Annotated in this window: 15 protein-coding genes; 5 read left to right on the forward strand and 10 right to left on the reverse strand. The window is 67.9% G+C overall.

All coding sequences use genetic code 11. The features are described 5' to 3' along the window. Window positions 1-129: 129 nt before the first annotated feature. The 10 genes from AC0IZS_RS28550 to AC0IZS_RS28595 form a co-directional block, all read right to left on the reverse strand. Window positions 130-345, reverse strand: a complete 216-nt coding sequence (locus AC0IZS_RS28550) for a TOBE domain-containing protein (RefSeq protein ID WP_056168199.1) — start codon at window positions 343-345, stop codon at window positions 130-132. Window positions 346-410: 65 nt separating this feature from the next. Further along, a complete protein-coding gene (locus AC0IZS_RS28555; RefSeq protein ID WP_471638772.1) occupies window positions 411-1,235 on the reverse strand; it encodes an ATP-binding cassette domain-containing protein in 825 nt (274 codons plus the stop codon). A gap of 4 nt (window positions 1,236-1,239) precedes the next feature. Continuing rightward, window positions 1,240-2,220: an aliphatic sulfonate ABC transporter substrate-binding protein gene (locus tag AC0IZS_RS28560; RefSeq protein WP_471638773.1), complete on the reverse strand. Its 981-nt coding sequence runs from the start codon at window positions 2,218-2,220 to the stop codon at window positions 1,240-1,242. A gap of 48 nt (window positions 2,221-2,268) precedes the next feature. Then, complete coding sequence (gene ssuC, locus AC0IZS_RS28565; RefSeq protein WP_471638774.1) at window positions 2,269-3,138, reverse strand: aliphatic sulfonate ABC transporter permease SsuC; 870 nt, start codon at window positions 3,136-3,138, stop codon at window positions 2,269-2,271. Further along, window positions 3,135-3,509 (reverse strand): VOC family protein, encoded by a 375-nt coding sequence (locus AC0IZS_RS28570; RefSeq protein ID WP_428000346.1) that lies wholly within the window; start codon window positions 3,507-3,509, stop codon window positions 3,135-3,137. The genes ssuC and AC0IZS_RS28570 overlap by 4 nt, the downstream gene beginning before the upstream one ends. 29 nt (window positions 3,510-3,538) lie before the next feature. Then, window positions 3,539-4,702, reverse strand: coding sequence for an FMNH2-dependent alkanesulfonate monooxygenase (gene ssuD / locus AC0IZS_RS28575; protein WP_471638775.1), 1,164 nt, complete (start codon window positions 4,700-4,702; stop codon window positions 3,539-3,541). 23 nt (window positions 4,703-4,725) lie between these two features. Next, window positions 4,726-4,866, reverse strand: coding sequence for a hypothetical protein (locus AC0IZS_RS28580; protein WP_471638776.1), 141 nt, complete (start codon window positions 4,864-4,866; stop codon window positions 4,726-4,728). A 15-nt stretch (window positions 4,867-4,881) separates the two neighbouring features. Continuing rightward, window positions 4,882-5,856, reverse strand: a complete 975-nt coding sequence (locus tag AC0IZS_RS28585) for a sulfonate ABC transporter substrate-binding protein (protein ID WP_471638777.1) — start codon at window positions 5,854-5,856, stop codon at window positions 4,882-4,884. A 176-nt stretch (window positions 5,857-6,032) separates the two neighbouring features. Then, window positions 6,033-6,623, reverse strand: coding sequence for an NADPH-dependent FMN reductase (ssuE, locus tag AC0IZS_RS28590; RefSeq protein ID WP_471638778.1), 591 nt, complete (start codon window positions 6,621-6,623; stop codon window positions 6,033-6,035). Between the two features lie 31 nt (window positions 6,624-6,654). After that, entirely contained in the window at window positions 6,655-7,677 is a 1,023-nt protein-coding gene (locus AC0IZS_RS28595) for a sulfate ABC transporter substrate-binding protein (RefSeq protein WP_471638779.1), read from the reverse strand. Window positions 7,678-7,835: 158 nt separating this feature from the next. On the opposite strand from AC0IZS_RS28595, the gene AC0IZS_RS28600 reads away from it, so the two are divergent. The 5 genes from AC0IZS_RS28600 to AC0IZS_RS28620 all read left to right on the forward strand — a co-directional run bounded on the left by AC0IZS_RS28600 (window position 7,836) and on the right by AC0IZS_RS28620 (window position 13,224). Next, window positions 7,836-8,111, forward strand: a complete 276-nt coding sequence (locus AC0IZS_RS28600; RefSeq protein ID WP_471638780.1) for an oxidative damage protection protein — start codon at window positions 7,836-7,838, stop codon at window positions 8,109-8,111. A gap of 22 nt (window positions 8,112-8,133) precedes the next feature. After that, complete coding sequence (gene mnmC / locus AC0IZS_RS28605; RefSeq protein WP_471638781.1) at window positions 8,134-10,065, forward strand: bifunctional tRNA (5-methylaminomethyl-2-thiouridine)(34)-methyltransferase MnmC2/FAD-dependent 5-carboxymethylaminomethyl-2-thiouridine(34) oxidoreductase MnmC1; 1,932 nt, start codon at window positions 8,134-8,136, stop codon at window positions 10,063-10,065. A 135-nt stretch (window positions 10,066-10,200) separates the two neighbouring features. Continuing rightward, entirely contained in the window at window positions 10,201-11,004 is an 804-nt protein-coding gene (locus tag AC0IZS_RS28610; RefSeq protein WP_471638782.1) for a sulfite exporter TauE/SafE family protein, read from the forward strand. Window positions 11,005-11,017: 13 nt separating this feature from the next. Then, window positions 11,018-12,802, forward strand: a complete 1,785-nt coding sequence (locus AC0IZS_RS28615) for a nitrite/sulfite reductase (RefSeq protein ID WP_471638783.1) — start codon at window positions 11,018-11,020, stop codon at window positions 12,800-12,802. Window positions 12,803-12,831: 29 nt separating this feature from the next. Next, entirely contained in the window at window positions 12,832-13,224 is a 393-nt protein-coding gene (locus AC0IZS_RS28620; protein ID WP_436217505.1) for a DUF934 domain-containing protein, read from the forward strand. Window positions 13,225-13,228: the final 4 nt, after the last annotated feature.

Raw genomic sequence — 13,228 nt, forward strand, 5'->3', positions numbered from 1 at the left:
GCAGCGTAGGTCTGGACGCTCCGGGGGCCAACGAAGAAAAACAGATATGGCTATGCCCTGCCCCGCAAATGCGAAAGCCCCGCGTCGCGGGGCCTTCAAGGGGGTTGGAGGCACGCCCCCAGGCAGGCATCACAGCTTGGCGATGGACACCTCGGTCGACTTCACCAGCGCGACCACGTCGGAGCCCACGACCAGCGCGAGGTCGTCGACCGAGCGCGTGGTGATGACGGAGGTGACGATGCCCCAGGGGGTTTCGACATCGACCTCGGAGACGACGTCGCCGCGGATGATCTCGCGCACTTTGCCCTTGAACTGGTTGCGCACGTTGATGGCTTGAATGGACATGGTGTTTCTCCTTGAAAGTCCGGGAACGGATGGATGGGTCAAAAAATCAGAGGGGGCGAAGGCGCTCACACCGCCCAGCGCAGGCCGTGCGCGGGCACACCGGGCCAGCGCGCGTCGGCGGCGCTGGGTTCGGCATCGGGCTTTTGCAGCACGCGGTCGAGGATGCGTTTTTCGATGGCGGCAAACGCGGCATCGCCATGCGAGCGCGGGCGCGGCAGGTCGATCAGCTGGTCCAGCGCGATCTGCCCGTCTTCGATCAGGATCACGCGGTCGGCCAGGGCCACCGCCTCCTGCACGTCGTGCGTGACCAGCAGCGCGGTGAAACCGCTGGCCTGCCACAGGCCTTCGATGAGGCGGTGCATCTCGATGCGGGTGAGCGCATCGAGCGCGCCCAGGGGTTCGTCGAGCAGCAGCAGGCGCGGGTTGTGTACCAGGGCACGCGCCAAGGCCACGCGCTGGCGCTGGCCGCCCGACAGGCGCGCCGGCCATTCGCCCAGCCGGTCGCCCAGGCCCACACGGGCCAGCACGTCGGCGGCAGCGCCGCGGCGCTCGGCCGGCAGGCCCAGTGCCACGTTGTCGGCCACACGCTTCCAGGGCAAGAGGCGCGAGTCCTGGAACATGATGCGCGTGTCCTCGCTCAGGCCGTCCACGGCCTGGCCATCGAGGCGGATGGTGCCGCCCGAGACGGATTCGAGCCCCGCCACCAGGCGCAGCAGCGTGCTCTTGCCGCAGCCGCTGCGGCCCACGATGGCCACGAACTGGCCGGGCTCGATCACCAGCTCGGTCTTCTTGAGCACCTCGCGGGCGCCATAGCGCTTGTCCACGCCGCGCACTTCCAGGCGCACGCCGTTGTTGCTGGTGTCGCGCGGTGTCACGTTGGGTAGTGCCATGGTGTCAGGCTCCCGGCTTGAAGAGGGCCACGTCCAGCGTGTTCACACGCCGGGGCAGCAGTTTCTCGGACAAAAAGGCATCGGCAATGCGCTGCTGCTCGGACAAGCCGCCCGGCACCACGGCACGCACCTCGTAGCTGCGGCGGCTGTTGGCCTGCTCCACTGTGGCGGCATCGAGCCCCCACACAGGTGCCAGCAGCGCAGCAGCGTCCTTCGGGTTGCCCTTGACCCAGGTGCCCGCCTTCTGCAGCTCGGCGAACAGCACGCGCAGCACGTCGGCGCGGGCCTGGGCGTAGGGCGTGGCGGCCAGGTAGTAGCGCTGGTAGGAGGCCACATCGCGCCCGTCGGCCAGGATGCGCACATTCGACTGGCGCTGCACCGCGGCGAGGAACGGGTCCCACACCACCCAGGCGTCGATGGCACCGCGCTCGAAGGCGGCGCGGCCGTCGGCCGGCGTGAGGTAGGCGGGGTCGATGTCCTTGAACGACAGGCCGGCCTTCTCCAGCGCGGCGATCAAGAGGTAGTGGGCGCCTGCGGCCTTGGCAAAGCCGATCTTCTTGCCCTTGAGGTCGGCCACGGTCTTGAGCGGCGAATCGGCACGCACCACGATGGCCTGGGCCGAGGGGGACGGGGCCTCCTGCGCCACGAAGGTCAGGGCGGCACCGGCCGCCTGGGCGAACACCGGCACGGTGTCGGCCACATCAGCGCTGACATCGATGTTGCCCAGGTTCAGGGCTTCGAGCAACGGCAGCCCGCTGGTGAACTCGTGCCAGGTGACCTTGGTGCCCAGGGGGGCCAGCAGCTTCTCGAGCGTGCCCTGGGTCTTGAGCACCACGATCAGGGTGGACGACTTCTGGTAACCGATGCGCACGGTATCGGGCTTGGCGCCGCTTTGTGCGGACGCCAGGCCGCTGGCCGTGGCAGCCAGGGCGGCCAGCGCAGCGAGCGTGGTGCGCCGGGAGGTGAAGTGGGAGATTGAAGACATGGAAATCCTTGGAGCCCCTCTGGCGGGGCATGCATGCAATGGGGGTGTTCAGGCGCTCTGGTAGCCGGGGTGCCAGCGCAGCCAGTAGCCTTCCAGGCCCTTGGCGAACAGGTCGGCCAGCTTGCCCAGCAGCGCGTACAGCAGAATGCCCACGAGCACGATGTCGGTCTGCAGGAACTCGCGTGCGTTCATGGTCAGATAGCCGATGCCCGACTGCGCCGAGATGGTCTCGGCCACGATCAGGATCACCCACATCAGGCCCAGCGAGAAGCGCAGGCCCACGAGGATGCTGGAGAGCGCACCGGGCAGGATGATCTGGCGGTACAGCTGCCAGCGCGACAGGCCGTAGGTGCGGCCCATCTCGATCAGGCCCGGGTCCACGTTGCGGATGCCGTGGAAGGTGTTCAGGTAGATCGGGAAGAACACCGACACGCTGATCAGGAACAGCTTGGCCGACTCGTCGATGCCGAACCACAGGATCACCAGCGGGATCAGCGCCAGCGCCGGGATGTTGCGCACCATCTGGATGGTGGAATCCAGCAGCGTTTCGAACAGGCGCACCGAGCCCGTGAGCAGCCCCAGCGCCAGCCCCAGGCCGCCGCCGATGGCCAGGCCCGCCAGCGCCCGGCCGGCGCTGACCTTGACGTGTGTCCACAGCTCGCCCGAGGCGGTCAACGTCCACGCGGCCTTGACCACCTCCAGCGGCGCGGGCAGCACCCGGGTGGAGAGCCAGCCCAGCGACGAGGCGATCTGCCACACCACGATCAGCGTGACCGGCACGGCCCAGGGCAGCAGGCGCTGCAGCACGCCCTTGGCAAAGCGCAGCCATTGCGAGGGCACCAACGGCGCCAGGTGGGGCGCGTCGATGGAGTCGGCCACAGGCGAGACCTGCAGCTCACGGAGGGATGATGAAGTCATGCGAACTCCTGTCGTTCGGTGTCGGGTTCCAGAAATTCCAGCTGGTTGCCCGCCGGGTCTTTCACGTAAAAGCGCAGGTAGCCGGGCAGCGCCCGGTTCTCCACCAGGGGCAGTTGGGCCTGCAGCAGGCGCCCGCGCAGTGCGGGCAGGTCCTGCACCTCCAGCGCCAGGTGCGACACCGAGGGCGCGCTCTGCCAGTGGTCGGTGGGCACCAGGTCGATGCGCTGGGTGCCGGCGGCAAAATGCAGCGCGTTGCCTGCGGCCAGCCGCACCTCGGGCAGGCCGAGCAGGCTGCTGTAGAAGTTGCGGATGGGTTCCTCTGCACCGGCTGGAAAGGCCAGTTGCACGTGGTTGATGGAATGGATGGCCATGGGCGATCTCCTAGGGTGCGGTGCGGCGCTCAGCTTTGCGAGGCGCGCGGCGGCAGCTCGTTGGCGACGGATTCGCCGAACGGGCCCAGCGGGTTGCCGCCGCTGAGCTTCTCGCGCACTGACAGGGGCAGCAGCGGGAACACCAGCTCGGCAAAGCGGTAGGCCTCTTCCAGGTGCGGGTAGCCCGAGAGCACGAAAGTGTCCAGGCCCAGGGCCGCGTATTCCGTGATGCGCGCGGCCACGGTCACAGGGTCGCCCACCAGGGCCGTGCCGGCACCGCCGCGCACCAGGCCCACGCCGGCCCACAGGTTGGGGCTGATCTCCAGATCCGCCCGCGCACGCTTGGCGCCACCGGCATGCAGGCGCGCCATGCGCCGCTGGCCTTCCGAGTCCATGCGCGCAAACACCGCCTGGGCGCGCACCACGGTCGCGTCGTCCACATGGCTGATGAGCTCCTCGGCGGCAGCCCAGGCCTGCTCGTCCGTCTCGCGCACGATCACATGCAGGCGGATGCCGAACTTCACCGTGCGGCCCTTTTTGGCGGCCCGTGCACGCACGTCAGCCACCTTCTTGGCCACTTCGGCCGGGGGTTCGCCCCAGGTCAGGTAGGTTTCGACCTGCTCGGCCGCCAGGTCGTGGGCCGCGTCGGACGAGCCGCCGAAGTACACCGGTGGATGCGGGTTCTGCAGCGGTGGGAACAAGAGCTTGGCGCCCTTCACCGTGAGGTGCTGGCCTTCGAAATCATAGGTCTCGCCGGTGTGGCTGCGGGCCATGATCTCGCGCCAGATGCGGATGAACTCGGCCGACTGCTCGTAGCGCGTGGCATGGTCGAGGAACACGCCATCGCCCTCCAGCTCGGTCTGATCGCCACCGGTCACCAGGTTGATCAGCAGGCGCCCGCCCGACAGGCGGTCGAAGGTGGCGGCCATGCGCGCAGCCAGCGCGGGCTGGTGCAGGCCGGGGCGCACGGCGACCAGGAACTTGAGCTTCTTGGTGACCGCGATCAGGCTCGAAGCGATCACCCACGGGTCTTCGCACGAGCGGCCGGTGGGAATGAGCACGCCTTCGTAGCCCAGGCTGTCGGCCGCCACCGCCACCTGCTGCAGGTAGTCGTGGCTGAGCTGGCGCGCGCCCTTGGAAGTGCCCAGGTAGCGGCTGTCGCCGTGGGTGGGAATGAACCAGAAGATCTGCATGGGAAACCTCTTTTGTTATGGCGTCAGTAGGAGATGGCAAAACCGAACCGGGGCGCATGCACACCCGCACAGCGCGGGCGCATGGGCAGGCCCCAGGAACTCGCGGTCACGCACAGCACGCGGCGCAGTTGCTCGTGCAGCGGGAAAGGCATGGGGGTGTGCATGGACGCTCCTTGTAGTCAGGATGCGCTGAGGTCCACCGGCGCGGCGTGCAGCAGGTTGAGCTTCTTGGGGATGAGCTTGAGCTCGAAGAAGGTGTCGGCAATCGACTGCTGCTCGGCGATGATTTCGCGCGTCACGGGGGCGGTGCCAAACTTGGCGCGGCTCAGGTACAGGTCGGTGATGCTGCGGTCCAGGCCCAGCACCGTGGTCAGCTCCGCGGCGGCGGCGCCCTGGTTCTTTGACGCCCAGGTGTCGATGGCGTTGACCTCTTCGATGGCGATGCGCAGCACATCGGCATTGCGCGTGGCGTAGTCGCGCGAGGTGAAGTAGTAGGCGCGGTTGTTGACCACGCCGGTGGCGTCCACCAGCAGGCGCGCGTCCAGCGTTTTCTGCGCTGCGGCCAGGAAGGGGTCCCAGATGATCCAGGCGTCCACGGCGCCCTTCTCGAAGGCAGCACGCGCGTCTGCCGGGGCCAGAAAGATCGACTGCACGTCACCGTACTTCAGGCCGTTCTTCTCGAGCAGCTTGACCAGGAAGTACTGCACGTTGGAGCCCTTGTTGTAGGCCACGCGCTTGCCCTTGAGGTCGGCCACGCTGCGGATCGGCGAGTCCTTGGGCACGATCACGGCCTCCAGTGCGGGGCGGGGCACGGTGGCGCCGGCGTACACCAGCGGCGCACCGGCGGCCTGGGCAAAGATCGGGGGCGCTTCGCCCACGTCGCCGAAGTCGATGGCGCCCACATTGAGTGCTTCGAGCTGCACCGGGCCGGCGTTGAACTCGGTCCAGGTGACCTTCACGCCCAGCGGTGCCAAGCGCTTTTCCAGCGTGCCGCGGCCCTTGAGGATGGACAGCCAGCCCTTCTGGTGGCCTACGCGCAGCACGCGTGCCGGGGTTTGGCCGAAGGCCGTGCCACCGGCGGCACCCAGGGCCGCAGCGGCCAGGCTGGACAAGACCACCTGGCGGCGGCGCGAAGAGAGGAAGGTTTGTGTCATGGCGATGTGTCTTTCAGCAATGTCTGGTGGTGCGATGGTTCGACCGGCGGCAACGGGCATGCAGCGGCCTGGCCGGCCCGCATCGGCGGGTGCCGGCTCGACAACAAAATGGGGAGCAAAAAAGGGGATGTGGATGCCGCCAGGCGCCTGGAAAAGCGCTGGCGACAACCACGGCGTCAGACGCTACATCGCACCTGCGAGAAATGCACCGGAGCAAACCGGCCTGCCTGCGCCGCAGGTGGGCGCAGGGTTTCGGTGATCAGCACGTTGACCGCTTCGTCCAGGCGGGCGGCAATGTCGGCATGCAGGTCGTAGGCGCCCTCGGGCGTCAGGGCGACCTGGGAGTCGGTGGCGTAGATGCCGGGCAGGATGCTCTTGGCGCCCAGCGACTGCAGCACGGGCCTGAGGGCATAGTCCAGCGCCAGCATGTGGTGCGGGCTGCCGCCCGTGGCCAGGGGCAGCACGATCTTGCCCTTGAGCGCGGTCTGCGGCAGCAGGTCCAGGAAGACCTTGAGCACGCCGCTGTAGGCCGCCTTGTAGACCGGCGTGGCGACCACCAGCACGCGGGCCTGCGCCACCTGGTCGACGGCGCCAACCACCGTGGGGTGGGCGAAATCGGCCAACAGCAGGGCCTGGGGCGACAGGTCGCGGATGTGGATGCGGTCCACCAGCGCGCCGCGCACCGACAGGCGTTGGGCCACGGCGTCCAGCAATGCGGCTGAGCGCGAGCGTTCCGACGGGCTGCCGGCAATCAAGAGGGCTGACATGGAGAACTGTCCTTTGCGCGATCGGCGGGGCTCACTTGCGTGTATAGATCTGGTCGAAGCTCGCGTTGTCGGCAAAGTGGTCCTTGGCCGCCTTGTCCCAGCCACCAAATGCGTCGTTGATGGTGAACAGGTTCAGCTTGGGGAACTGCTTGGCGTACTTGGCCTTGGCCTTCTCGGACACAGCGGGGCGGTAGAAATGCTTGCCGGCAATGTCCTGGCCCTCTTCGGTGTACAGGTACTTGAGGTACTCCTCGGCCACGGCGCGCGTGCCCTTCTTGTCCACGTTCTTGTCCACCACCGACACGGCGGGCTCGGCCAGGATGGAGATCGAGGGGGCGATCACGTCGAACTTGGTGCCGAATTCCTTTTCCAGCAGGTAGGCCTCGTTCTCCCAGGCGATCAGCACGTCACCCTGGTTGCGCTGGGCGAAGGTGATGGTGGAGCCGCGCGCACCGGTGTCCAGCACGGGCACGTTGCCGTAGAGCTTGGCTACGAAATCCTTGGCCTGGGCGTCGCTGCCCAGCTTGCGCTTGGCGAACTCCCAGGCGGCCAGGTAGTTCCAGCGGGCGCCGCCCGAGGTCTTGGGGTTGGGCGTGATCACGCTGATGCCGGGCTTGATGAGGTCGTCCCAGTCCTTGATGCCCTTGGGGTTGCCCTGGCGCACCACCAGCACGATGGTCGAGGTGTAGGGCGAGCTGTTGTGCGGCAGGCGCTTTTGCCAGTCCTTGGGGATCCAGCCGCCGTTGGTGTGCAGCGCGTCCGTGTCACCGGCCAGGGCCAGCGTGGCCACGTCGGCGTCCAGCCCGTCGATGATGGAGCGCGCCTGCTTGCCCGAGCCGCCGTGCGATTGCTTGATCGTCACGTCCTGGCCGGTCTTGCCCTTCCAGTACTTGGCGAAGGCCTGGTTGAACTCCACGTACAGCTCGCGGGTGGGGTCGTAGGAGACGTTGAGCAGGGTCACGGACTGGGCAAACGACGGCAATGCCGTCAGGGCCAAGCCACCCGCAAGGGCGAGAGCGAAGGGAAACTTGATAAAGTCGCGGCGAAAGTTCATGAGGAGCCTCTTCAATTAGGGATGCGAACGGGTGCTGGACACCGATGGATCGCATTCTGTGAGGCAGCCATCAAAACTGAAACAACTAAGATTTCAGTTCTTTATACCGAAACTATCTGAGCACTTCGCTCGCACCACGATTTACAAGGAAAATCCCCATGGCACGCACCGTTCAATGTATCAAGCTCGGCAAGGAAGCCGAAGGCCTGGATTTCCCTCCCTACCCGGGCGAGCTGGGCAAGCGCATCTGGGAAAGCGTGAGCAAGGAGGCCTGGGCCGGCTGGCTCAAGCACCAGACCATGCTGGTCAATGAAAACCGCCTGAACCTGGCCGACGCGCGCGCCCGCCAGTACCTGGCGCGCCAGATGGAGAACCATTTCTTCGGCGGCGGTGCCGACGCAGCAGCGGGCTACGTGCCCCCAACGCCTGAGTAAGCGCTCAGCGCACACCCTGCCCATGTCCGAGCCTGTCGACTGGCTGCCGGACGGCACCCCCTACAGCCCCCGCTTCGGCGACCGCTACCACAGTGAAAACGGCGGCCTCACCCAGGCCCGCCAGGTGTTTTTGCACGGCTGTGGCTTGCCGCAGGCGTGGGCCGGGCAAGCGCAATGGCGCATCCTGGAAACCGGGTTCGGCTTCGGCCTGAACTTCCTGGTGACCTGGGCTGCCTGGAGGGCCGACCCCGAGCGCTGCACGCTGCTGCACTTCGTCTCCACCGAGGCCTGGCCCGTGGGGGCCGATGACCTGCTGCGCGCCACCAGCGCCCACCCCGAGCTGGCCCCTCTGGCGCAGCAGTTGCACGCCCAGTGGTGGGGCCTGCTGCCGGGCGTTCACCGGCTCAGCTTCGACGAAGGGCGGGTGCTGCTCACCCTGTACGTGGGCGACACCCAGGCCATGCTGCGCCAGCAGGCGCTCACGGTGGATGCCGTCTACCTCGATGGCTTCAGCCCCCAGCGCAACCCCGAGATCTGGGATGCCCATACCCTCAAGGCCGTGGCGCGCTGCTGCCGGCGCGGCACGCGGCTGGCCACCTGGACCATCGCGCGCGCCGTGCGCGATGCCCTGGCCCAGTGCGGCTTCGAGGTCACGCGCATGCCCGGCGTGCCGCCCAAGCGCGACAACCTGCACGCCACCTACAACCCGCGCTGGGAGCCGCGCACTGCAGCGCCGGCACACCCGGAGCCTGATCCATTGCCGCCGGGCGACTGCATCGTGATCGGCGCCGGCGTGGCCGGCGCGGCGTGCGCAGCCAGCCTGGCGCGGCGTGGCTGGCATGTGCAGGTGCTGGACCAGGCTGGCGCCCCGGCAGCCGGCGCCTCGGGCCTGCCCGCCGGCGTGTTCGCCCCCCATGTCTCGCCCGACGACAGCCTGCTCTCGCGCCTGTCGCGCAGCGGCGTGCGTGCCACCCTCGCCCAGGCCCGTGCGCTGCTGCGCGAGGGGCAGGACTTTGGCCAGACCGGCGTGCTGGAGCGCCATGCCGCCGACAAGTCCCGCAACAAGGCCCTGCCCGCCGCCTGGGCCCAGGGCCCCGGCGCCGACTGGAGCCAGCCAGCCAACGAAGACGTGCTGCGGCAAGCCCAGTTGCCGGCCGACACCCCCGCCAACTGGCATCCCCATGCCGGCTGGCTGCGCCCTGCGCGCTTGGTGGAAGGACTGCTGGCCCACCCGGGCATCCGTTGGCAGGGCGACTGCCGCGTGGCCCGGCTGCAGCGTGTGGACGATGCACCCGGCGCCGCATGGCAGGCGCTGGACGCTGAGGGCCATGTGCTCGCCCAGGCCCCGGTGGTGGTGATTGCCGCAGGCGCCGACAGCCGCACGCTGCTGGCCAGCCACTGGCCCTTGCAGGCCTTGCGCGGCCAGGTATCCATCGGCACCTATGCGCCCGGCGAAGCGCCACTGGCGCCCTTCCCGCTCAACGGCAACGGCAACCTGGTGCCCGACTTTCCGCTGTCGGACGGGCCGGATGCGCCCCGCGCCTGGATCATGGGCTCGACCTTCGAGCGCGGCATGACCGCCCTGCCTCCCACGCCCGCCGAGCAACGGGAGGCCCATGCCGCCAACCACGGCAAGATGCAGGGGCTGCTGCCCGGCGCAGCGCAGCGCCTGCAGTCCGACTTTGCGGCCGCGAGCGAGGCGGGCATGCCCGGCAGCGGCCTGCACACCTGGGCCGCCGTGCGCTGCACCCTGCACGACAGGTTGCCGGTGGTGGGCCCGGTCGATGCCGTGGCCCTGCCGGGGCTGTGGGCCTGCACGGCGATGGGCGCGCGCGGGCTGACCCTGTCCATCCTGTGCGGCGAGCTGCTCGCGGCCCGGATGCAGGGCGAGCCCTTGCCGATGGATGCGAAGCTGGCCAGGGCACTGGGTGCCGAACGGCTGGCCAGTGTGTAACCCGCATGCAACAAGGGCCTGAAACCTCTTCACCCGCCGCAAACCCGCTCCAGCATTGGCGCATAAGCTTATCCGCATAAGGGCAGGACAAAACAATAGTTTGTTTCCATAAGGAGCGCTATTACATTCGCTGGCATGCACGATCTGGCGTTTGTCTTTGCGGGGTTTGCGGTAGGCCTCATCGTCGGCCTGACCGGAGTGGGCGGCGGCTCGCTGATGACGCCTGTGCTGATCTTCTTCTTCGGCGTCAAACCCCACCTGGCCATCGGCACCGACCTGCTGTTCGCCGCCTTCACCAAGATGGGGGGCACCGTGAGCATGGCGCGCCAGCGCCTGGTGCCCTGGCGCGTGGTGGGCCAGCTGTGCGCGGGCAGCATCCCCGCGGCCATCCTCGCGCTGTGGGCGCTCAAGGAACTGGGCCCGGCCAGCGGCCAGGCCCAGCGCATCATGACCACCACGCTGGGCTTTGCCCTGCTGCTCACGGCCGCCGCCACGCTGTACAAGGTGGTGGCCTTTTCGCGCCAGCGCCAGGCGGCCGACCAGGCCCTGCGCCTGGCCAACGCCGAGCAGGCCACCCGCCCGCGCCACTGGAGCCTGCCCGTGCTGCTGGGCGCGGTGATCGGCACACTGGTGACCTTCACCTCGGTGGGTGCGGGCGCCATCGGCGTCACCGTGCTGCTGCTGGTGTACCCCCTCTTGCCACTGCCGCGCATCATCGGCGCCGACATCGCCTACGCCGTGCCATTGACCCTGGTGGCAGGATTGGGCCATGCCTCACTGGGCTCCGTGGACTGGAGTTTGCTTGCACAATTGCTGGCTGGCTCGCTGCCGGGCATCTGGCTGGGTTCCCGCCTGGTCACCCGCACGCCCGAGCGACTGATCCGCTCCGCCCTGTCCGTCCTGCTGGCCTGGGCAGGCGCCAAACTGATACTGATCTGAGTAGTAGCCCACGATGTACCAATACACAGAATTCGACACCCGATTCGTCCACCAGCGCGCGCGCCAGTTCCGCGACCAGCTTGAGCGCTGGCAAGCCGGCAAGCTGCCGGAAGACGATTTCCGCCCCCTGCGCCTGCAGAACGGCTGGTACGTGCAGCGCTATGCGCCCATGCTGCGCGTGGCTGTGCCCTACGGCGAGATCGCCAGCCGCCAGCTGCGCGTGCTGGCCACCATCGCGCGGGACTACGACGAACCCGAAGCGGCCGTGTTCAAGGCCGCCATGGACGGCCAGGGCCTCTTGGGCACGACCTTTCTGCCCAAGAACTGCGCCCACTTCACCACGCGCACCAACGTGCAATTCAACTGGATCCCGCTGTCCAAGGCGGCCGACGTGATGGACCTGCTGGCCAGCGTGGACATGCATGGCATCCAGACCAGCGGCAACTGCATCCGCAACACCACCACCGATGCACTGGCCGGTGTGGCCGTGGACGAGCTGATCGACCCCCGCCCCTACGCCGAAATCCTGCGCCAGTGGACCACGCTGCACCCCGAGTTCGCCTTTTTGCCGCGCAAGTTCAAGATCGCCATCAGCGGTGCAGCAGACGACCGCGCGGCCACCGGCTGGCACGACGTGGGCCTGCACATGGCCCGCAATGAGGCTGGCGAGATCGGCTTCAAGGTCTTCGTGGGTGGCGGCATGGGCCGCACCCCGGTGATCGGCACCGTGATCCGCGAGTTCCTGCCCTGGAACCAGATCATGAACTACATCGAGGCCATCGTGCGCGTGTACAACGAGCACGGCCGGCGCGACAACAAGTACAAGGCGCGCATCAAGATCCTGGTCAAGTCCGAAGGCCAGAAGTACATCGACGATGTGGAAGAAGAGTACCGCCAGATCATGGAGATCGACGGTGGCCCGCACACCGTGCCCCAGGCCGAGTTTGATCGCGTGGCCGCCTGCTTCGTGCCGCCCGTGCTGGAGGACATTGCCGATGCCGACCCTGCCGCGCTGGAAGCCGCACTCCAGGCGCAGGCCGCCGAGCATGTGGCCTTTGGCCGCTGGCTCAAACGCAACGTACACGCACACAAGAATGCACAGCTGCGCGCCGTCACGCTGTCGTTCAAGCGCACCGGCCAGTCGCCCGGCGATGCCACCAGCGAACAGCTCACGGCCCTGGCCGACTTGGTGGACAAATACTCCGCCGGCGAAGCCCGCGTCACGCACGACCAGAACGTGCTCTTGCCCTGGGTACACGCCAGCCGCCTGTTCGACCTGTGGCAGGAAGCCAAGGCCCTGGGCCTGGCCAGCGCCAACGTGCAGTTGCTCACCGACATGATCGCCTGCCCCGGCGGCGACTTCTGCTCGCTGGCCAATGCGCGCTCGCTGCCCATCGCCGAAGCCATCACGCAGCGCTACCAGGACCTCGACGAGCTCGACGACATCGGCGAGATCGACCTGCACATCAGCGGCTGCATCAACAGCTGCGGCCACCACCACAGCGGCCACATCGGCATCCTGGGCGTCGACAAGGACGGCAAGGAGTGGTACCAGGTCACGCTGGGCGGATCGGACGGTTCCGACCTGTCCGGCCCCGCCGTGGCCGGCAAGGTGATCGGCCCCTCGTTCTCGGCGGCCGAAGTGCCCGACGTGATCGAAGCCGTGCTCGGCACCTACCGCGACCTGCGCGAAAGCGGCGAAACCTTCCAGTCCACCGTGCGCCGCGCCGGCCTGGACCCGTTCAAAGAAGCCGCCAAGACGGCCCGCCACAAGGAAGAGGCCGTGGCTGCCGCCTGAGCCCGCCCCAGAAACAAGATAGACATCCCATGAAGATACTTGCATCCCAAGACCACCAGGCCCCTGCCGAAGGCGACACCCGCAGCGTGGCCCTGGCCAACGATGCCGATGCCCTGGCGCTGGCGCTGGACGGCGTGGAGCGCGTGGACCTGCACTTCCCCAGCTTCACCGATGGCCGGGCCTTCAGCCAGGCCTTTCTGCTGCGCCGCCGCCGCGGTTTCAAGGGCGACATCCGTGCCACGGGCGACGTGCTGATCGACCAGTTGGTGCAGATGCAGCGCACGGGCTTTTCGTCGGCCGTGCTGCGCGAGGGCGTGGACGCTGCCGACGCGCAGCGCCAGTTCGAGATGTTCCCTGGCTTCTACCAGGGCGACGCGGTCAACCACCAGCCCATCTTCGCCGACAAGGCCGCCACCGCCTGACACC

It is taken from the genome of Acidovorax sp. AC410 (genome assembly GCF_979253235.1).

Bases quoted from the DNA above. Each gene is read 5' to 3' on its own strand.
- AC0IZS_RS28550 (WP_056168199.1), bottom strand. From the start codon at position 345: ATGTCCATTCAAGCCATCAACGTGCGCAACCAGTTCAAGGGCAAAGTG.
- AC0IZS_RS28555 (WP_471638772.1), bottom strand. From the start codon at position 1,235: ATGGCACTACCCAACGTGACACCGCGCGACACCAGCAACAACGGCGTG.
- AC0IZS_RS28560 (WP_471638773.1), bottom strand. From the start codon at position 2,220: ATGTCTTCAATCTCCCACTTCACCTCCCGGCGCACCACGCTCGCTGCG.
- ssuC (WP_471638774.1), bottom strand. From the start codon at position 3,138: ATGACTTCATCATCCCTCCGTGAGCTGCAGGTCTCGCCTGTGGCCGAC.
- AC0IZS_RS28570 (WP_428000346.1), bottom strand. From the start codon at position 3,509: ATGGCCATCCATTCCATCAACCACGTGCAACTGGCCTTTCCAGCCGGT.
- ssuD (WP_471638775.1), bottom strand. From the start codon at position 4,702: ATGCAGATCTTCTGGTTCATTCCCACCCACGGCGACAGCCGCTACCTG.
- AC0IZS_RS28580 (WP_471638776.1), bottom strand. From the start codon at position 4,866: ATGCACACCCCCATGCCTTTCCCGCTGCACGAGCAACTGCGCCGCGTG.
- AC0IZS_RS28585 (WP_471638777.1), bottom strand. From the start codon at position 5,856: ATGACACAAACCTTCCTCTCTTCGCGCCGCCGCCAGGTGGTCTTGTCC.
- ssuE (WP_471638778.1), bottom strand. From the start codon at position 6,623: ATGTCAGCCCTCTTGATTGCCGGCAGCCCGTCGGAACGCTCGCGCTCA.
- AC0IZS_RS28595 (WP_471638779.1), bottom strand. From the start codon at position 7,677: ATGAACTTTCGCCGCGACTTTATCAAGTTTCCCTTCGCTCTCGCCCTT.
- AC0IZS_RS28600 (WP_471638780.1), top strand. From the start codon at position 7,836: ATGGCACGCACCGTTCAATGTATCAAGCTCGGCAAGGAAGCCGAAGGC.
- mnmC (WP_471638781.1), top strand. From the start codon at position 8,134: ATGTCCGAGCCTGTCGACTGGCTGCCGGACGGCACCCCCTACAGCCCC.
- AC0IZS_RS28610 (WP_471638782.1), top strand. From the start codon at position 10,201: ATGCACGATCTGGCGTTTGTCTTTGCGGGGTTTGCGGTAGGCCTCATC.
- AC0IZS_RS28615 (WP_471638783.1), top strand. From the start codon at position 11,018: ATGTACCAATACACAGAATTCGACACCCGATTCGTCCACCAGCGCGCG.
- AC0IZS_RS28620 (WP_436217505.1), top strand. From the start codon at position 12,832: ATGAAGATACTTGCATCCCAAGACCACCAGGCCCCTGCCGAAGGCGAC.